We start from the raw sequence: 18,413 nt of genomic DNA, 5'->3' as shown, positions 1-18,413 counted from the left end.
AGCCACCAACAATATTTTCATTTCCTTCCAGGGGGCTCAATGAAACCGACACGAGTCATGCTCACCGCAGCGTCTACTCTTTTCGTTTCTCAGGTTATGGCTGGTGAAGCCGTGTTCTACATCACCGAAGATGGCGCTTCCATGCGCGACGTCGCGGTCAGCGTAGACGGTCAGAAGCAGTTGATTGGTAACACCGGCTTTGTCAGCTTCAACATCGATGCTGGCAACCACTCGGTTGAACTGTCCAAATACGGCGAGTGGCTGGGTGAGTTCCAGTTCAACACCGACAACGGTGCCCAGAATGCCGAGATCCAGGTAGAAGTGGTTGGCGGCGAAGCGCTGGAAGACGTGCTGGTTTACACCCCGGGTCAGGAAGAAGCGCCAGCCGTTGGCCAGATTTCTGGCTATCTGCAGTCAGAAGAAACCGGTGGCCCGGTTGCTGGCGCCAGCATCTCCATTGTTGGTACCGACATGGCGGTGGTAACCGATGCTGAAGGCTATTTTGCGTTTGAACTGCCACGTGGCCAGTACGAAGTGTCCATTGCTCACCCGAACTACGGTAAGCAAGACATCAAGGGCGTACGCGTGATGTCTAACGTCAACACTGGTGTTAACCTGACTCTGGGTATGTCTGGCAACGGCGTGATCGAAGAAGTGGTCGCTGTTGGTTCTTATATCCCGAACACCACTACCGCACAGCAGCGTGATGCCTCTGGCGTACTGGATGCGATTGGCTCTGAGCAATTTTCCCGTTTCGGCGACTCTGATGCGGCCTCAGCCCTGAAGCGTGTTGCTGGTGTTACCATTTCCGGTGGCAAGTATGCGGTGGTACGTGGTCTGAACGAACGTTACACCACCGTACTGATGAACGGTGCAATGATGCCAAGCCCGGATCCAACCCGTCGGGTGGTACCACTGGACATTTTCCCGTCGGCGGTCATTTCTTCCCTCAATGTTGCCAAGACCGGCTCTGCCAATCTGCCAAGTGATGCAGCTGGTGCAACCATCAATATCCTGTCGAAAGACGCAGAGCCTGAACGTGAAGGCAGTCTGAAGCTGTCGATCGGTTACAAGTCTGGTACGACTGGTGAAACTGTACGGATGCAGAAAACCTCCGGGTTGGAACTGCTGGGTATCGGTTCATCGGATCGTGACCTGAGTGGATCTGCCAAATCATTCGGCTCTTCTTCCAGTGCCAGCGTTTCTGGCTCCGAAGCGGGCGAAATGCTGGATCTTGGTCAACTGGAAGCAGACAATACGACAGCCAAGCCAAACCTTTCTCTGGAAGGTTCTTTCGGCGACCTGTTGGGTGAGTATTCTTTTGGCGATCTGTCTTATAAGGCGACGGTACGTTACAGCAACAAGTGGGACCGTCAGGATCAGGATCGTGAAAGTTACGCACTTGCAGCGGGTGAACTGTCTGAACAGTCTGAATTTGAAGATGTTCGCGTAACCAATAACATTGATTTGAGCGGTGCTCTGGTATTTACCCTGTCCGGAAGTGATTATTCTGTTACTTCAAATACCATGCTGTTGCGCAATACCCAGAACGAAAGTGATATTCAGACAGGTTTGTTTGGTGAAAACCGTACATTTGAAGAGAAATATCGCTACAGCTGGCAGGAACGTCAGTTCTTTATGCAGCAGTTTACCGGTGATATCGATTTTCCGGAATTCATGGATGCTGTGGTTAACTGGGGTGTAACTTATTCCGATGCCAGCCTGGATATGCCGGATGCTATTTCATATAGCCGTTATAACCCGGACTCTATTAACCAGGTTGCTGCAGATAACTCATTTAATCCATTGGCAAATGATTATTCCGATGGATTGCGTTTCTTCTCCAATGACGAGCCGACCCGTGAGTGGCTGGAAATGGATGACAGCGCTGCAAACTTCACTCTGGACGGCAAAATCTCTCCGTTGCAAGCCGATAGCTATGTACTGAACGTTGCTGCGGGTCTGTCGTTGATGACTCGTTCACGTGATTCCAACAGCTATTCATACAGCTATGGTACTACCGGTGTTGTTTCCGACAGTCTCGCTTACCAGCGCGACTTGTCTGATATTCTGCTGCAGTCTGCATTTGATAGCGGTACCTTCAGTCTGTCTTCCAACTCGGATTACAAGGCCAGCTACACAGGTGATTGGGATTACTCTGCTTTTTATCTGATGCCGTCCTTTGAACTGTTTGATGTGGTCAAGGTCGAGGCCGGTGGCCGTTACGAGAGCAGTACTTTGAGTGTTGAGACTGACAAGGATCAGTCCACGGGCAGTCAGGTATCTGCTGAAGTTAAGGATGACGATTTCTATCCAAGTGTGAACGTCACTGTGATGGCATTGGAAGATACCCAGTTCCGTCTGTCTTACTACAAATCAGTGAACCGTCCGGACTTCCGTGAAATTTCTCCAGCCCAGTTCCGCGACAGCTCAACCGGCGAACTTTATATCGGTAACGAAAATCTGACTGCGGCAGATGTCACCAGCATTGATGCCCGTGCTGAGTACTACTTCTCTGATAGTGAAAGTGTCAGCCTGGGGGTATTCCACAAGGCGATTGACAATGCCATTGAGCGTGTAACTTCTGTTGTTGCTGGTTCATCTGAAGACTTTGTGTACAGCTATGACAACTCCGGCGATGCTGTTGCCAAAGGTGTTGAAATGAGTGCGGCGAAGGACTTTGAACTGGGTATGGACTACGGTCTGCGTTTGTCGGGTAACTTCTCTGTATTCAGCACTCAGGTTGAACAGATGAACAGCTCTGGTCGTGTCATTCGTCGTCGCGACATGCAGGGACAGCCGTCCAGCCTGGCTAACTTGCAGGTCGCATTTGATGATTACGAAAGCGGCCTGGAAGCCACTCTGGTAATGAATTATACCGGTGAGTCCCTCTACGCAATTCCGGAAGATCAGGCTAACAAGCCGGATGAGAAACGTCTTGCAAGGGCTGTGGTAGATATCAATGCCAAATATCCTCTTATTGAAGATATGACAATTAGTGCCTCTATTAAAAACCTGACAGATTCTGAAATTCGTCAGGAACAGGGTGGCCGTTTGACTCGTAGCTATTATCCAGGTCGTGAATTTAATATCGGCCTCGGTTACCAGTTCTAATCAAAATATTATCTGAATGTAATATCAATGTAATGAGACCTGATTATTTTAGTCAGGTCTCTTTTAAAACGATGTGTCGAGGACAACATGGAATTGAAAACCCTGTATAAAGTACTGCCTCTGGCAATTGCTGCGGCTTCTCTGGCTGCTTGTGGTGGCGGTAGCAGCAGCAGCGGTGGTAGCTCTGATTCTACTTCTGCAACCAAAAGTCTGAGCTCCAACCCTGACTTCACTTTCGATCAGACTACCTATGTTGGTGCTGTAGACCCATCTGCAACTGATGCCTGGTACTCCTTTGCACTGGCTGGTTCTATTCCGGCTGCTACTGACATCGTTTCAGGTGGTGCCGTAGTTACCAACTGGCAGGATTCTATCGCTGAAGATTTCACTCCAAACATGGATGGCATCACTGCAGCTACTGAATGTCCTTCTCTGGCTTCTGGTAACGTTTTCGACACCGGCGAAACTGTTACTCTGGATGGTCAGGATTTCATCAAGTGTCGTCTGTCTGGCTCTATCGATGAAGATACCGAACTGACCAACGACGTTATCTGGAACCTGGCCGGTCAGGTTTACGTTGGCGATGGCAACAAGAAGCTGACTTCTTCTGATAACACTGTTGATAACGCCACTCTGACCATTCCAGCTGGCACCATCTTCATGAGTGATTCCGGTGCGTCCCTGACCGTTACTCGTGGCAGCTCCATTAATGCTGTAGGTACTGCTGATCAGCCAATCATCTTCTCTGGTGATGCAACTGAAACCTTCGCTGGTTCCGAAGACTTTGGTGGCGACGGCGAATGGGGTGGTCTGGTTCTGCAAGGTTACGCCTACAACAACAAGTGTGGCGATTCTTCTGAGAACGATTACTGTAACCTGGTTGGTGAAGGTGATGCGGGCTACTTCGGTGGTTACGACAACTCTGACAGCACTGGTACCCTGAAGTATGTGATCGTGACCGAAGCCGGTGCTCAAACTGGTGCAGACGGTGATGAGCTGAACGGTATCAGCTTCCAGTCCGTTGGTTACGGTACTACTCTGGATTACATCCAGATCAACAACAACTATGACGATGGTGTTGAATTCTTCGGTGGTGCGCCAGACGTAACTCACCTGGTAATCACCGGCGCCAAAGACGACAGCATCGACTGGGACGAAGGCTTCGTTGGTAACATCCAGTACGCTCTGATTGTTCAAACCTGGTCCCAGTCTTCTGACGCTACTTCTAACGAAGTGTTCGAGCTGGATACCCGTGGTGACGACTATGAGTCTGCCTACCTGGAGTCCAACCCAACTGTTGCTAACGTAACTGCCTTCACTTCTCGTCAGACTGGCGGTTCCCAGAGCAACGGCATCATGCTGAAAGAAGGTACTGAAGGTCAGTTCTTCAACATCTTCATGGCTGGTGATATCAACGCCTGTGCTTACATCAAAGACGATTACGTCGAAACTTCATACGACGATCGCGCTGATGCATTCAATGGTATCTACTGCTCAACTGACACTACTCTGACTTTTGCCAGTGGTGTAACCGAGTCTCTGTATGACGGTGTTGAAGACAAGCTGACCAATGACTCTACCTATGTCGTTGTCAACTCCAACCTGGCTTTGACTGCAACTCCTGCAACTGCTTACACCATCGAATCCAAGACTATTATCACTGAGTAATAGCCGGATTTAACGGTGTTAGCCTAAAACGGCGCCTTCGGGCGCCGTTTTGCGTTTTGGGACAGAGAGTTCCGCAAAAAACTTAATGAAATTGAGATTTTTTATCATTTGGTATGGAAAAATCCATGGAAACCCTGTAACAAAGGTGTCATGAGATTGAAGTAATGTGCGGGCTCATTATTGAGGGCCTGCAGAAACACAGGCAAATCGGAGTCTAACAGGTAAAGAATATGCTACTGCGAACTCGAAATCTGCTGGCTGCTGCCATCATCGGCGTTGGTGCCGTTTCTGGTGTAAATGCAGCTGATGTGAACACTGCCATCGACAAGGGCGTGAGCCGCGTGAACAAGGCTCAGGAATCACAGCAGAAGATTGATTCCATCGACAACAGCATTCGTGCCGCTGAGCGTGAATACCGTGGCGTGGTTAAAGAAGCCGACGGTCTGAAAGTATACATTGAGCAGCTGGACAAGCAGCTGGCTGCGCAGGAAGACGAGCTGACTTCCATTCAGGATAGCATCGACAAGGTGACTCTGGTTGAACGTCAGATCACCCCGCTGATGCTGCGCATGATCGACTCCATCGACCAGTTTGTGAAAGCCGACGTGCCTTTCCTGGTTGAAGAGCGTAGCAAGCGTGTTGAAAACCTGAAGTCCCTGATGGGCCGTTCAGACGTTACTGTGGCGGAAAAATACCGCAAGGTAATGGAAGCTTACCAGGCCGAGATTGATTACGGCCGTACTATCGAATCCTATCGCGGCACGCTGGAAGGCCGCGAAGTGGACTTCCTGCGCGTTGGTCGTATTTCGCTGATGTACCAATCTCTTGATGGCAACAGCCTGGGTGTCTGGAACAGCACCAGCAAGCAGTGGGATGCTCTCGACCAGGGTATGAAGGGCAAGCTGATCGCCGGTATCCGTATTGCTCGTGAGCAGGCTGCTCCTGCTCTGATTCAGGTACCCGTTGCAGCCCCACAGGAGTCCAAATAATGAAATTCAAGGCTATTGTACTGTCCGCTGCACTGGCGTTCGGTTTTAACACAGCTTCCGCCGCGGACACTCTGTCTGTCGACGATCTGCTGAACCTGGTGAAACAGGGTCAGGCCCGTGATAACGCGGAGTTCCAGCAGCGTCTGAAGCGTTTCAACTCTGACAAGGTTGAGCAGCAAAAAATGCTCACTGCCGCGATTAATGAGCGCGACAGCCTGATCAAGGAAAGTGAAACCAAGGAAGCCAAATTCGCCGATAACGACGCCAAAATCGCTGAAGAGCAGGCGCGTCTGACCGAGCGTATGGGCTCCCTGAAAGAACTGTTTGGTGTGCTGCAACAGGTTGCGGGCGACACCAGCGCGGTATTCGAAGGTTCTGTGGTCAGCTCCGAGCTGCCAGGCCGTAACGAATTCCTGCGTGATCTGATTGTGACTGCCGGTTCTTCTTCCAAACTGCCTTCTATCGACCAGCTGGAACAGCTGTGGTTTGAAATGCAGCGCGAAGCAACCTACAGCGGCCGTGTTTCTGAATACACTGCTGACGTAGTGGTACCTTCCGGTGACACTGTACAGAAGAAAGTTGTTCGTATTGGTGGTTTCAACGCGGTATCCGATGGCAAGTACCTGAACTGGGATCTGGAATCCGGCCGTCTGGTTGAACTCGACAAGCAACCTGGCTCCCGTTACACCGACCCGATTGTGCAGCTGGAATCCGCTTCTGGTGCAACCCTGACCAACTTCTGGATCGACCCTGCACGTGGTCAGCTGCTGAAGATTCTGGGCCAGTCTCCTGAAATGAGCGAGCGTGTGGATCAGGGCGGTGTGGTTGGTTACATCATTCTGGTACTGGGTGCGATCGGTATCGTGGTTGCCCTGTGGCGTATGTTTGTACTGCAGCTGGAAAGCATGAAGATCCGCAAGCAGATGGCTTCTGAAACTCCACGTGAAGACAATGCTCTGGGCCGTGTGATGGCGGTATTCCAGGCTAACAAGGATGCCGATATCGAAACGCTGGAACTGCACCTGGGTGAAGCGATCTCAGCCGAAATCCCACGTCTGACCCGCGCTATCGGCTGGATCAAGATCATCTCCGTGGTTGCCCCGCTGCTGGGTCTGCTGGGTACGGTAACCGGTATGATCGACGTGTTCGAAACCATGTCCCTGTTTGGTACTGGTGATCCAAAACTGATGGCTGGTGGTATTTCCCAGGCTCTGGTGACGACCGTTCTGGGTCTGGTGGCAGCGATTCCATGTGTGTTCCTGCATACCCTGACCAACAACCGTAGCCGTGAACTGCTGATGATTCTGGAAGAACGCGCGACTGGTATCCTGGCGCGTCAGTCTGAACAGTCTCACGCTAAAGCGGCCTGATCACTATGTTTGGGCAACTCTACGAACCTGTTTACCTGTTCATGGAGCGTGGGGGCGAAGTCCTCTACGCCATCCTCGGGCTGGTATTTATTCTGTGGTTGCTGGTTCTGGAGCGCGTTGGTTACTTTCTGTTTGTGCACCGTTCGTACGTCAAGGCGGCGGTGGCTGAATGGGAAGCTCGTAGCGAACGTCGTTCCTGGGCAGCGCACCAGATCCGTCAGGATCTGTTGAGCACGCTGTCCTACGAACTGTCTTCCAACATGAGCACCATCAAGATGCTGATTGGTCTGGCGCCGTTGTTCGGCCTGCTGGGTACCGTATACGGCATGATTGAAGTGTTCGACGTGATGGCCTTTCTCGGCAGTGGTAGCCCGAAAGCCATGGCGTCCGGTATTTCCAAAGCCACGATTCCGACCATGGCCGGGATGGTAGGTGCGATTACCGGTGTATTTGCACAATCGCTGCTTGATCGTTATATCAAGCGGGAAAAGATCCGAATCGAAGACCAGCTGACCTTCGATCACTAATACAAGAGAAGATTGCTATGAGACGCGGTTTTTCAAATCTGACTCCACAAGCCGAGGAAGGCGAAATCGACATCACGCCAATGCTGGACGTGGTGTTCATCATGCTGATCTTCTTCATTGTTACCGCCTCTTTCGTGAAAGAGACCGGTATTGAAGTGAATCGTCCGGATGCCAGTACGTCATCGGCCAAGCCTCGCGCCAATATCCTGATTGCCATCAGTGATACCAACGAGATCTGGATCGACAAGCGTCGGGTTGATGAAAGTCAGGTACGCGCCAACATCGAACGTATGCATGCCGAAAACCCACAGGGTACTGTGGTGATTCAGGCAGACCAGGAAGCCAGAACCAAAACCCTGGTCGCCGTTATGGATGCAGCCCGTGCAGCGGGTGTATACGACGTATCCCTGTCAACACAGGAGCGCTGATATGTTTCCATCCCTGCTACGCTGGAGTGGTGCACTGGCAGTTGCCGCGGTTGCGACCTTTGCAGTGTTCTGGGTCATGCAGAGCCTCATTAACAGTGGCGGCTCTGTACTGAACGAGCAGGACTACGGCCGTCTCCAGAGCTTTGTTATGGACAAGCCGGATGACGAGGTGCAGACCAAGGAACGCAAGCCAGAGAAGCCTCCGGTGGCCCAGAAGGAACCACCAAAACCAGAAATGCCAAAACCGGAAGTGGCCAAGGCCAATACCGAAGGTTTTGATGTGGGTGGCTTTGATATTGGTGCCGACCTCAACGTCGATGCCGGTTTGTCGGGTGGCGGTGGCGACGGTGAATACCTGCCAATCGTCAAGGTTGCGCCGAACTATCCACGTCGAGCGGCCCAGAAGGGTATCGAAGGTTATGTCGTGGTTGAGTTCACAGTAACAACGCTGGGTACAGTAACAAACCCGGTAGTTATTGAAGCGGCACCACCGAGTATCTTCGATCGTGAAGCCCTGGCTGCGGTGAAGAAGTTCAAGTACAAACCCAAGATCGTGAACGGCAAGCCGGTTGAAGTATCGGGTGTTCGTAACATTATCCGCTTTGAGCTCGAAAAGAACTCCGGGAGATAACATGAAAAAACCAATGGCTATGTTGAGTGCCAGCCTGATGGTATTCACGTTGTCCTGCATTGGACCGGGTGCCCAGTCAGCGCAGGCGGCGGACAAGCCGGACTCGTCTGCCACTGACAATAAACGGGTAAAGCGCTCGGCGACCATGCGCCCGCAGATCTACAAAAAGCTGGATGCTGCTCGCGAACTGGCGGACCAGAAGAAGTATGCAGAGGCGATGGAAGCCCTGCAGGACATGGAAAAGATTCGTCGTAACTCTTACGAAACGGCGATGACCTACAATATGGTCGCCTACGTCCACTTCAATCAGGAAGACTACAAGGGGGCTGCCAAGGCGTATGAGGAAGTTCTGAAAGTCGAGAATATCCCGGAAAGCCTGGAGCAGACCACGCTGTACAGTCTGGCCAAGTTGTACCTGATCCAGGAAAACTACAAGCAGGCACTGGTTCCTCTGAACAAGTGGTTTGCCATTGTGGAAGAGCCGGGTGCCGAAGCCTACGTGCTGCGTGCCCAGATATACTTCCAGATCGAGCAATACAACAAGGCCTTGCCGGATGTGAAGACGGCCATTGCGATGGTCAAAAAGCAGGGCAATGTACCGCGTGAAAACTGGCTGATGCTGGAACGGGCGGTGTATTACCAGAACAAGGACTTCAACAATCTGGCGCGCTGTCTGCAAGACCTGGCAACCCTGTATCCGAAGTCCCAGTACTGGGTCCAGCTGGCAGCCGTGTATTCCGAACTGGGTCAGCCAAAGCGTGAGCTGGCAACCCTGGAAACCGCTTTTGAACAGCATATGCTGACCAAGGAAAGTGAACTGGTGAACTACGCCCAGGCGTTGTTGGGCCAGGAAATTCCCTACAAGGCGGCCGATATCATTGAAGGCGGTATCAAGCAGGGAGTGATCAAGGAAGACGCTCGCAATATGTCGCTGTTGGGTGATGCCTGGATGCTGGCGAAAGAGTACGACAAGGCGATTGTGGTAATGACCAAGGCCGCCGAACTGTCCGGCAAGGGCAGTGACTACTTCAAGCTGGCACAGATCCACACCGAACGACAGGAATGGGATCTGGCACTGAAGAACGTCAACCATGCGATTGCCAAAGGCGGGCTGACGAAGGAATCTTCGGCGCTGATCCTCAAGGGACTGGTGTTGTTCAACATGAATGAGCTGAAGGATGCCAAGGCAGCCTTCGCTCAGGCTGGCAAATACGATGAAGCCTCCAAGACTTCATCTCAGTGGATCGATTACATCGAAGGTGAAGAAAAGCGTCGTGAATACATGGCTGCTTCTTCCTGAAGACGTAAAGATTGGCTGATCCGGCAATCGAAAGCCGCTCCTTGTGAGTAATGCCGGTCAGTTAAGGTGTCGACGAATATAATTGGTCATCCTGGACGCGCAGCGATGCAGGATCCATCCGGCGGTGAATTTTTCATCGCCGTATGGATTCTGGATCTCGCAGGCTCGTCCGGAACGACGTTATTTTCAACGATTTCTTCTTAACTGACTGACATTTCTCCCGGTGAGCGGCTTTTTTATTACTCGTGATTTATTCCGCATGATTATGAGCGTGATGTTCAATTCGCTCGGCCAGCGTGATGGATTGCTGCAGCGCATATAGCAGGCTATCGGGTTCCAGCAGGGTGGCTGGTTTGTAGATCAGCAGCAGCGGGTGGCGCAGCTCGATACAGGTATCCGGATGCTGTTGCAGCCATTCCGCCAAAGGTCGCAGTAATTGAATCTCCAGTGCATGGGGCTTGGCGGCCCGTACCCGATAACCATTAAGTTCCGCTGGCAACTCCTGCCGGAGAATATCTTTCAGAGCGGTTGGTTGCTCATCCACAAAATGATCGGACCGATTACGCCGCTTGCGGACCTGCAGGCTGAAATCGCCACAATGGGATTGTTGGCAATCCAGAATGATCAATGTTTGCTCCAGAATGCCTTGCTGCTCAATCGTCGGCAGATCAAGGATCTTGAAAGTCCGCTGCTGTTGTAGTCCATGCAACTGGTGACGGCCATGACGGATCTGGCTCTGGTGCACCAGATCAAAACCGGCCTGACGGACGTCCAGATCCAGCGCCGCATATTGCCGATACTCGGCCCCCAGCTGGTCGGCCAATTGCCGTAAGGCTCGTCCGCGCGGGCTTTGGGTTACCGTCAGCAACCACCAGAGAGCCGCAGTGGCGCCAACTACAATCAGAAGCGTGAACAGATAAATCATATCAAGGTAGGCTGTGTCAGATTGCTGACGAGTGTACCATCAGGGCGTTTTGTTAGCTGGCTTTGGGGAAAAGGTTTGAAACAGTCCGACCTGGTGACGTTTGAATTGTTGTCTGCCCGCAAGGGCTATCGCATAGGCCTGATCACGCTTGATCGTGATGCTGCGCTCAACGCGCTCAACTTTGAGATGGTGAAATCCATTCGTCAGCGGCTGCGGCGCTGGCAGCAAAGTCCAAAGATTGCTGCGGTGGTGGTGCAAGGCAGTGGCCGTTGTTTCAGTTGTGGCGGCGATATTCGAGACCTCTACCAGAGTATTACCGGCCAAACGGATAGTGGTGTTGCTGGTGCTGATGACTATTTCGAGCAGGAGTATCGTTCCAATACCGAGCTGCATAAATTTGGCAAGCCGCTGATTACTCTGGGTCATGGCCTGATCATGGGCGGTGGACTAGGGCTGTTTCTGACTGGTAGCCACCGGGTGGTTTGTACATCCGCCAAACTGGCCTGGCCTGAAGTCAAAATTGGTCTGTTTCCGGATGTATTGGGGGCCTGGTATCTGGCTCGCATGGAACAGCCGTTAGGTCATTGGTTGGCGATTACCGGCTCACCGCTTAACGCCACCGACGCTATTCCACAGGGGCTGGCTGATTATTGTGTTGGTCAGTCGCAGTGGCCGGAGTTATTGCAACAGTTGCGTCAGCAGGATTGGTCTGAACATCTGCCTGCCAATCATCTCAAGGTACGTCAGTTGCTGCGGGCGGCCCAGCTGCCGGAAAGTGAAATGCCCGTCAGTGACTGGCAGTCGTCACGTACTGAGATCCGCGCTTTGATGGAAGAGTTTGACGAACACCTGAGTTTGCCGTGCCAGGCAGGTATTGGCTGGATTCAGCAAGGGCTGGACAGTTTTCATCAGGGTTGCCCGGCAACGGTCCGGTTGGCTGAAAAGCAGCTGGCGCTGGGAGCCAATATGACCATTTATGAAGTTACCCGGATGGATCTGGACATGGCCTGGCAGGCTTGTCGGCATCCGGATTTGATTGAAGGCATTCGCGCCATGGTAATCGACAAGGACCGCCAGCCGGTGTGGCAACATGCCAACCCGGCCAGTGTGCCTCAACACTGGCTGGATCAGCTGATGGCGTCGCCGTGGCGGGCGGACCATCATCCGCTGGCGGATCTTGAGAAGGGATAAGCAACGATCAGGCTTCTGTTTCGGCAGCGGCTTCGGCCGTTTCTTCAAGCGCTTCTACTGCAACTTCGAACGCCTGTTCGGCAACGCTGAACGCAGCGCTGGTTTCTTCCGGCGCATTGTTAAACACCGCCAGACCGGTCTGACCATTCCAGCTGGCCAGTTCGCCAACCGCTTTGGCGGTGGTCGGGCTGGTCACTGCGGCCAATAATTCGGGAGCGCTGGCTGGGGCAGCGGCACTGGATAACAGCACCAGCTGTTTTTTGGCTTTGCCAAGGTATTGCACCCGCGCAACCACTTCCTGACCTGTGTAGCAGCCTTTGTTAAAGCTGACACCACCGGCCTTGTCCCAGCCAACATGCTGCGGAATCCAGTGTTCACTGGTAGCCTCACAAACCCACACCCGGCCAGCCTTGATGTCGGCCTGCTGCCAGTCGTCAGCGCTCAGTTGCGGCTCCGCTGGCAGCTGGCCGTCGAAAGCCCAGTATTCGGCCAGACCATCTGGCCAATAGAGGGTGGCAGATTGTTCCTTCCACTCAAACGCCTGTTCAGTCCCGGACAGAGCCGGGCGTGCAATCAGGCACACCGGGCTGCTGCTGGCTTCGATATTGACCTTGTAGAAAACGGCGTATTTGGCCAGGTGCTTTTGCAGGATTGGCAGCACGCTCTGGCTCAGGCGCAGGTAAAAGCAGTCGTCGTGGCGGGCGATGACGAAGTTGGACACCATACGGCCTTTAGCAGTGCAGCAGGCACCCAGTTGCCACTGTTCGTTGGTCATGCTGTTAACGTTACAGGTGAACTGGCCTTGCAGCAGTTTGCTGGCGTCCGGGCCCTTGATGACCAGTAAGCCAAATGCTTCCTGTGTCGCTGGAATAGTCATAATGTCTCCGATGGCTTAAGCCGTTGCGATTGTGTCTCATCCCCTCTGTTACCCCATATATGCCCTGAGCGGATTAAATTCAACCACTTGTCGCGCTATAATGCCGCCATCGAGAGGAGACCCCTGTGAGCGAAAATACTGAAGTAAAGAAACTCTGGTGGCACAGCCGCCGTGGCATGCTGGAGCTGGACGTGTTGCTGGTGCCCTTTGTTGAACAGGCTTATAGCGGTCTGGACGAAGCGGACAAACAGCGTTACCAGCAGTTGCTGGAAGAAGAAGATACGGATTTGTTCGCCTGGTTTCTGGAGCGTGTAGTACCGGATAACGCCGATCTGCAACGGATCGTCAATCTGGTGCTGGAGCATGCCCGATCAACCAAACGCACCTGAGTGGCGCTTGTGGCAGTCTGCCGGTCAGTTTGGACTGGATCTGGCTGCCTTGTTCCTGGTTGAGCTGATATTGCTTTATTGCTTCGGCAGTTGGGCATGGCTGCTGGCTTTGCCGTTAATGGCTGGCGTTTTTTATCAATCTGTCCAACGTCAAATCATCATGATCCGGTTGTTGCCGGACCCCTCGGAACCATCCCGGCCGCTGTGGCAATTACAATGGGCCAATGGCCGTGTACGCAATGTGGTTTGGCGCGCGGGCAGTGTTCGGCGGCAGCACCTGTTGCTGTTGCGGTATGGTCACTGGCCCTGGCAAATACTGCTGATTCGCCAGGCCAGTTGTGTTTCGGCTGCACATTTCAAGGCGCTCAAACGTGCCTTATATGGTGAGGTTTGAATCAGAGTTCGCCCAATTCATTCTGGCGCTTGGTGGTCATGACGGTATCAAAGGCCCGTGGCAGCGCATCCGGGTAATCGCGGCTGTAGTGGAGGCCGCGGCTTTCCTTGCGGGTCAGTGCTGATCGAATAATGATATCGGCAACATCAACCAGATTCCGTAACTCCAGCAAGTCCGCAGTGATGCGGTAATTACGATAGAACTCCTGGATTTCCTGACGCAGCAACTGGGCTCTGTGCTGGGCGCGCAGCAAGCGTTTGGTGGTGCGTACGATACCAACGTAGTCCCACATAAAGCGGCGTAATTCTTCCCAGTTGTGGGAAATCACCACGTCTTCGTCGGAGTCCGTTACCAGGCTGGCATCCCAGGGAGGTACGTCTGGAATCGGCTTGGCAGAGTCGAGCATTTCATTGATGTGGGCTGCGGCCGAACGAGCGTACACCAGACATTCCAGCAACGAGTTGGACGCCAGGCGGTTGGCACCATGCAAACCTGTACAGGCGGTTTCGCCAACTGCATAGAGACCCTGAATATCCGTTCGGCCAAAGTTGTCCGTTACGACGCCACCGCAGGTGTAGTGAGATGCTGGGACGATCGGAATCGGTTCCTTGGTGATATCAATGCCGAGCTGCAAACAGTGCTCGTGAATGGTCGGGAAATGCTGGGTAATAAATTCGGCCGGTTTGTGGCTGATATCCAGATACAGACAGTCAGCCCCCAGACGTTTCATTTCATGGTCGATGGCACGGGCGACGATGTCGCGCGGGGCCAGTTCCCCACGGGCGTCAAACTCATCCATAAAACGTTCGCCATTCGGCAACAGCAGCTTGCCGCCTTCACCACGTACCGCTTCGCTGATCAGGAACGGACTGGTTACCGGGTGATACAGACAGGTCGGATGGAACTGGTTGAATTCCATGTTGGCGACCCGGCAGCCCGCCCGCCAGGCCATCGCAATACCGTCACCGGAAGCGGTGTCAGGGTTGGTGGTGTAGAGGTAAACCTTGCTGGCACCACCGGTTGCCAGCGCGGTGGCGCGGGCGGTGATGGAAACCACTTGCTGGGTGGTTTTATCGAGGAAATAAGCGCCAACACAACCCTGGCCATCCAACCCGAGTTTGTCGCGAGTGATCAGGTCGACGGCGATATATTGATGCAGCAAATGCAGGTTCGGACGCTCTTTGGCACGCTCAATCAAAGTGGCCGAAATGGCCAGCCCGGTGGCATCAGCAGCATGGATAATGCGACGGGCACTATGGCCGCCTTCGCGGGTCAGATGATAACGATGATCGCCACCCTGTTCGGCAATGCCGTCCAGCGTGAAGGGAACGCCCATGTCGATCAGCCACTGGATGGCCGAGGCGGAGTTTTCGACGGTAAAGCGCACCGCGCTTTCCGTACACAGGCCAGCACCGGCCACCAGGGTGTCGTTGACGTGGGCATCAATACTGTCGGTTTCATCCAGTACACCTGCAACACCGCCCTGGGCCCAGCGGGTTGAACCGCTGTCGAGTCGCTCCTTGCTGATCACGGCAATCTGCCAGTGCTCCGGCAGCGACAGCGCCAGTGTCAGGCCAGCAGCACCGCTGCCGATAATAAGGACGTCGTAGGTCAGGTGTTCGCTCATGATTGTAGGATGTTTGCTGATAATTCGTCTTATAATGCCAGCCAACCACACCCGGAAACAATGACTGTGGAAATTCGCTGAACTTTTCAACGGGGTTGCAGTCTGAAACTTTGAAGCCACAATGGAGGGCCTGCAAAGTGACCAGCGCAGCAATATTGAAGAATCAGCCTACAAAGGCGTCGGAACAAGGCATGACAGATCACACAAATACGGATCGACAACTGGTCGCAAGAGTTCAGAAGGGTGATCGGCGTGCCTTTGATCTGTTGGTGCTGAAATATCAGCATCGAATTCTGTCTCTGGTTGGTCGTTTCATTTCTGATTTCGCAGAAGCTCAGGACGTTACCCAGGAAGCCTTCGTCAAGGCATACAAGGCACTGCCTAATTTCCGTGGCGAAAGTGCGTTTTATACCTGGATGTACCGTATTGCGGTCAATACCGCCAAAAACCATCTTGTCAGTCGCGGACGTAAAACCCCGACCCAGGACATTGATCCAGACGATGCTGAGTATTTTGGCGACTACAGCCCGATGAAGGATATTGATACACCGGACGGCTTGCTGCAGCGTGACCAGCTGCAGGCGGTGGTGTTCAAGGCAATCGAGGATTTGCCGGAAGATTTGCGTATGGCCATCACCCTGCGTGAGATGGACGGCCTGAGTTACGAAGAAATTGCCGAGGCGATGGACTGTCCTATTGGCACGGTGCGCTCCCGTATTTTCCGGGCGCGTGAGGCGATAGACAAAAAAATGCAGCCACTGCTGGTGGCTACAGCTTGACGGTCGGAAAGGTAACAGTGATGAATGATCGTATGAATGAATCCCTGTCGGCTCTGGTAGACGGCGAAGCCGACGAACTGGAAGTCCGCCGTGTTCTGAATCAGATTGAGGAAGACGATGAGCTGCGTGAGCGTTGGTCTCGTTATCAGCTGATGGGGGCCTTGCTGCGTGATGAGCAAGCCATGACGGTCGATCTGTCAAAGGGCATCATGCAAGCTATCGATGGTGAACCGATGGACGAAGTCCCGGCTCGTTCCTCCGCTGCCGTCGTCGGAACCGACGTAGTACCGGCCGTTGCTGATGAAGAGCGCAAGATTTCGGCCTCCTGGAAAAATGGCTGGATTGCTTCTGGAGCGGTTGCTGCATCCGTGACCCTGGCTGTCTTGCTGGGTGTGCGGGTTGTTGACGAATCCATGATTGCCGGTGGTACCGAAGTTGCCAGTGCTGTGACGATCAATGCAGCTCCGGCGGCAGCGCCCGTTATGTCAACGGTAGCCAGTGCGCCTGCTGAATTGGTTGCGGCTAACTCTGACTCAGCAGCGATGGCTGACAGCCAGTTGTCTGAATCCGAGCTGCGCGATGCCCAGCAGCGGTTGCAGGAATATGTGCTGCAACACAGTGAAAATGCCTCTCTTAACAATGGTCGTGGTCTGATGCCGTATGCCCGGGTGACCAGCTTTGAGCAGGAAGGAGAAGCTCAGCAGTGAGATTAGCCTGGCTCTGTTGTACCTTGTGGGTGTTGTTGCAGGCCACGACAGTGCAGGCCGGGAACCAACCAAGAGACGATCAGGCGGCGAATTCTGCTTCGCCGCAGTTACCGCCCGAGAATTCTCAAGAAGGCTCTGCTGGTGCGCAAGCAACTCCCCAGCAGTGGCTGCAACGTATGGCCAGGGCGATTCGCCAAACCAGCTATCAGGGCGTGCTGGTGTTTGGCGATGAAGACAACTGGCACACGCTGACCATCAGCCACACCGCGCTGGATGGTATGGAATATGAAAAAATTTCTCACCTCACCGGCCGTCCCAAAGAACTGATTCGCAGTGGTCCGCTGGCTGAAGCGGGCAATAGTGGCCCGGCGGCGCTGGTGGATCCGGCCAAGAAAATGCTCGCCGGTGTCACTCCGGATACTTCCCTGCTGGAACAATTTTATGACCTGCGGCTTGCCGGACGTGATCGTATTGCCGGTCATGGCTGTCGCAAGATTCGTTTACAGCCACTGGATGACTACCGTTTTGGCCAGAATCTCTGGCTTGATGAAGACTCCGGGCTGTTGTTGCGGTCAGACGTGGTTGACCGTAATGGCAAGGTGCTGGAGCGCTACCAGTTTGCCCAGATCGATATTGGCAAGCCGGTGCCGCTGCCGGAATTCAAATTACCCTCTGAAACGGCTGCGTTGGCAGCTCATGTTGACTCAGTGCCTGTGACCGCTGCGACGGCCCAGGCGACAGATGCTGAACAGACGACAGATATGGTCGGCGGCTGGCAGGCTGACTGGACGCCTCCAGGTTTTGCCAAAACCGATCATCCTGAATTACTCGAACAAGGGCAGGCGCTGATGTACAGCGATGGCTTGTCTGCCTACACCTTGTTTATCGATTATATCGAAAAAGATTCCATGCCCGACTTCAGCAAGCGCTGGGGGGCAACCTCTGCAGTGGTAAGGCATCAGCAGCATGGCGACCGCAATATGCGTATTACTGTGGTGGGTGAAGTTCCTATGGCAACGGCCAAAAAGATTGCCTGGTCGGTCAATTACCGTGACAAAAAATGACGAATCCGGAGTGAGCTGGTGGCGCAAGAAACTGTCCTAGTAGCAGATGTTGGCGAAGGTGGAGTCTGGGTTGAATCCGAACAGAAATCCTCCTGTGGCGGCTGTCAGGCAAAGTCTGGCTGCGGTCAGTCAGCATTGGAAAAGATTGGTCGTCCTGTGCGGCTGTGGGTTGATACCACAGAATCCCTGGCTGTTGGCCAGCGGGTGGTACTGGACCTGCCGGAAGGCAGTTTGTTGCTGAGTTCGATGACGCTTTACGGCTTGCCGCTGGCAGGCCTGATTGGAGGCGCAGTCGTCGGCCAGGCAGCAGGTGGTGAAACGGCGTCTATGCTGATTGGGGGCGGTGGTCTGTTGTTCGGTTTTGCAGCAGCCCGTTGGTTCTCCAATCGTTACCGCAAGCGCTGGTCGCCAGTCATTGTAACCGTGTATTGAG

The 18,413-nt window shown here is 53.4% G+C and carries 18 protein-coding genes; 15 read left to right on the top strand and 3 right to left on the bottom strand.

Annotated features, from left to right (window positions below; all coding sequences use genetic code 11):
- Positions 1–39: 39 nt before the first annotated feature.
- From K6123_RS14935 to K6123_RS14900, 8 genes are all read left to right on the top strand, one after another.
- Entirely contained in the window at positions 40–3,114 is a 3,075-nt protein-coding gene (locus K6123_RS14935) for a TonB-dependent receptor (RefSeq protein WP_221799120.1), read from the top strand.
- 87 nt (positions 3,115–3,201) lie between these two features.
- Positions 3,202–4,782, top strand: a complete 1,581-nt coding sequence (locus K6123_RS14930) for a hypothetical protein (RefSeq protein ID WP_221799118.1) — start codon at positions 3,202–3,204, stop codon at positions 4,780–4,782.
- Positions 4,783–5,012: 230 nt separating this feature from the next.
- Complete coding sequence (locus K6123_RS14925; RefSeq protein WP_221799115.1) at positions 5,013–5,771, top strand: DUF3450 domain-containing protein; 759 nt, start codon at positions 5,013–5,015, stop codon at positions 5,769–5,771.
- Positions 5,771–7,141: a MotA/TolQ/ExbB proton channel family protein gene (locus K6123_RS14920; RefSeq protein ID WP_221799113.1), complete on the top strand. Its 1,371-nt coding sequence runs from the start codon at positions 5,771–5,773 to the stop codon at positions 7,139–7,141. Before K6123_RS14925 ends, K6123_RS14920 begins: the two co-directional genes overlap by 1 nt.
- 5 nt (positions 7,142–7,146) lie before the next feature.
- Positions 7,147–7,668 carry a MotA/TolQ/ExbB proton channel family protein gene (locus K6123_RS14915; RefSeq protein WP_221799111.1) on the top strand — a complete coding sequence of 174 codons (522 nt, stop codon included), beginning with the start codon at positions 7,147–7,149 and terminating at the stop codon, positions 7,666–7,668.
- A 17-nt stretch (positions 7,669–7,685) separates the two neighbouring features.
- Positions 7,686–8,096, top strand: a complete 411-nt coding sequence (locus K6123_RS14910) for an ExbD/TolR family protein (RefSeq protein WP_221799109.1) — start codon at positions 7,686–7,688, stop codon at positions 8,094–8,096.
- 1 nt (position 8,097) lies between these two features.
- Positions 8,098–8,727, top strand: coding sequence for an energy transducer TonB (locus tag K6123_RS14905; protein ID WP_221799107.1), 630 nt, complete (start codon positions 8,098–8,100; stop codon positions 8,725–8,727).
- Position 8,728: 1 nt separating this feature from the next.
- Positions 8,729–10,027, top strand: coding sequence for a tetratricopeptide repeat protein (locus tag K6123_RS14900; RefSeq protein WP_221799105.1), 1,299 nt, complete (start codon positions 8,729–8,731; stop codon positions 10,025–10,027).
- A 250-nt stretch (positions 10,028–10,277) separates the two neighbouring features.
- Here the strand turns inward: K6123_RS14900 and K6123_RS14895 are convergent, their stop codons facing one another.
- The gene (locus tag K6123_RS14895) at positions 10,278–10,952 is read right to left on the bottom strand and encodes a hypothetical protein (RefSeq protein WP_221799103.1); all 675 of its coding nucleotides are present in this window, start codon (positions 10,950–10,952) and stop codon (positions 10,278–10,280) included.
- A 75-nt stretch (positions 10,953–11,027) separates the two neighbouring features.
- On the opposite strand from K6123_RS14895, the gene K6123_RS14890 reads away from it, so the two are divergent.
- Entirely contained in the window at positions 11,028–12,143 is a 1,116-nt protein-coding gene (locus K6123_RS14890) for an enoyl-CoA hydratase/isomerase family protein (protein ID WP_221799101.1), read from the top strand.
- Positions 12,144–12,150: 7 nt separating this feature from the next.
- Here the strand turns inward: K6123_RS14890 and ygfZ are convergent, their stop codons facing one another.
- Positions 12,151–13,020 (bottom strand): CAF17-like 4Fe-4S cluster assembly/insertion protein YgfZ, encoded by an 870-nt coding sequence (gene ygfZ / locus K6123_RS14885; RefSeq protein WP_221799099.1) that lies wholly within the window; start codon positions 13,018–13,020, stop codon positions 12,151–12,153.
- A gap of 125 nt (positions 13,021–13,145) precedes the next feature.
- Between ygfZ and K6123_RS14880 the strand changes: the two genes are divergently transcribed.
- Together K6123_RS14880 and K6123_RS14875 are read left to right on the top strand one after the other, a co-directional pair.
- Complete coding sequence (locus K6123_RS14880; protein WP_221799096.1) at positions 13,146–13,409, top strand: FAD assembly factor SdhE; 264 nt, start codon at positions 13,146–13,148, stop codon at positions 13,407–13,409.
- On the top strand, positions 13,384–13,803 hold the full coding sequence (locus K6123_RS14875; RefSeq protein WP_221799095.1) for a hypothetical protein: 420 nt from the start codon (positions 13,384–13,386) through the stop codon (positions 13,801–13,803). Before K6123_RS14880 ends, K6123_RS14875 begins: the two co-directional genes overlap by 26 nt.
- A 1-nt stretch (position 13,804) precedes the next feature.
- On the opposite strand, the gene nadB is transcribed toward K6123_RS14875, so the two are convergent.
- The gene (nadB, locus tag K6123_RS14870; protein ID WP_221799094.1) at positions 13,805–15,430 is read right to left on the bottom strand and encodes an L-aspartate oxidase; all 1,626 of its coding nucleotides are present in this window, start codon (positions 15,428–15,430) and stop codon (positions 13,805–13,807) included.
- Between the two features lie 191 nt (positions 15,431–15,621).
- Here nadB and rpoE point away from each other — a divergent pair, with 191 nt between their 5' ends.
- Genes rpoE through K6123_RS14850 form a run of 4 tightly spaced genes read left to right on the top strand, consistent with a single transcriptional unit; the run spans position 15,622 to position 18,412 of the window.
- Positions 15,622–16,209, top strand: coding sequence for an RNA polymerase sigma factor RpoE (gene rpoE, locus K6123_RS14865; RefSeq protein ID WP_221799093.1), 588 nt, complete (start codon positions 15,622–15,624; stop codon positions 16,207–16,209).
- Positions 16,210–16,229: 20 nt separating this feature from the next.
- Complete coding sequence (locus K6123_RS14860) at positions 16,230–16,916, top strand: sigma-E factor negative regulatory protein (RefSeq protein ID WP_221799091.1); 687 nt, start codon at positions 16,230–16,232, stop codon at positions 16,914–16,916.
- Positions 16,913–17,980, top strand: a complete 1,068-nt coding sequence (locus tag K6123_RS14855) for a MucB/RseB C-terminal domain-containing protein (RefSeq protein WP_221799089.1) — start codon at positions 16,913–16,915, stop codon at positions 17,978–17,980. The genes K6123_RS14860 and K6123_RS14855 overlap by 4 nt, the downstream gene beginning before the upstream one ends.
- 18 nt (positions 17,981–17,998) lie before the next feature.
- The gene (locus tag K6123_RS14850) at positions 17,999–18,412 is read left to right on the top strand and encodes a SoxR reducing system RseC family protein (RefSeq protein ID WP_221799087.1); all 414 of its coding nucleotides are present in this window, start codon (positions 17,999–18,001) and stop codon (positions 18,410–18,412) included.
- The last annotated feature ends 1 nt before the right edge of the window (position 18,413 follow it).

Origin of the sequence: Oceanobacter mangrovi (genome assembly GCF_019740315.1) — a bacterium.
GTDB lineage: Bacteria > Pseudomonadota > Gammaproteobacteria > Pseudomonadales > Oceanobacteraceae > Oceanobacter > Oceanobacter mangrovi.
Note: the sequence above shows the minus strand (reverse complement) of the source record. Positions and strands in the feature narration are given on the sequence as shown.

Excerpts from the sequence above, each read along its gene's own strand:
- K6123_RS14935 (WP_221799120.1), top strand. The coding sequence starts at position 40 with ATGAAACCGACACGAGTCATGCTCACCGCAGCGTCTACTCTTTTCGTT.
- K6123_RS14930 (WP_221799118.1), top strand. The coding sequence starts at position 3,202 with ATGGAATTGAAAACCCTGTATAAAGTACTGCCTCTGGCAATTGCTGCG.
- K6123_RS14925 (WP_221799115.1), top strand. The coding sequence starts at position 5,013 with ATGCTACTGCGAACTCGAAATCTGCTGGCTGCTGCCATCATCGGCGTT.
- K6123_RS14920 (WP_221799113.1), top strand. The coding sequence starts at position 5,771 with ATGAAATTCAAGGCTATTGTACTGTCCGCTGCACTGGCGTTCGGTTTT.
- K6123_RS14915 (WP_221799111.1), top strand. The coding sequence starts at position 7,147 with ATGTTTGGGCAACTCTACGAACCTGTTTACCTGTTCATGGAGCGTGGG.
- K6123_RS14910 (WP_221799109.1), top strand. The coding sequence starts at position 7,686 with ATGAGACGCGGTTTTTCAAATCTGACTCCACAAGCCGAGGAAGGCGAA.
- K6123_RS14905 (WP_221799107.1), top strand. The coding sequence starts at position 8,098 with ATGTTTCCATCCCTGCTACGCTGGAGTGGTGCACTGGCAGTTGCCGCG.
- K6123_RS14900 (WP_221799105.1), top strand. The coding sequence starts at position 8,729 with ATGAAAAAACCAATGGCTATGTTGAGTGCCAGCCTGATGGTATTCACG.
- K6123_RS14895 (WP_221799103.1), bottom strand. The coding sequence starts at position 10,952 with ATGATTTATCTGTTCACGCTTCTGATTGTAGTTGGCGCCACTGCGGCT.
- ygfZ (WP_221799099.1), bottom strand. The coding sequence starts at position 13,020 with ATGACTATTCCAGCGACACAGGAAGCATTTGGCTTACTGGTCATCAAG.
- K6123_RS14875 (WP_221799095.1), top strand. The coding sequence starts at position 13,384 with ATGCCCGATCAACCAAACGCACCTGAGTGGCGCTTGTGGCAGTCTGCC.
- nadB (WP_221799094.1), bottom strand. The coding sequence starts at position 15,430 with ATGAGCGAACACCTGACCTACGACGTCCTTATTATCGGCAGCGGTGCT.
- rpoE (WP_221799093.1), top strand. The coding sequence starts at position 15,622 with ATGACAGATCACACAAATACGGATCGACAACTGGTCGCAAGAGTTCAG.
- K6123_RS14860 (WP_221799091.1), top strand. The coding sequence starts at position 16,230 with ATGAATGATCGTATGAATGAATCCCTGTCGGCTCTGGTAGACGGCGAA.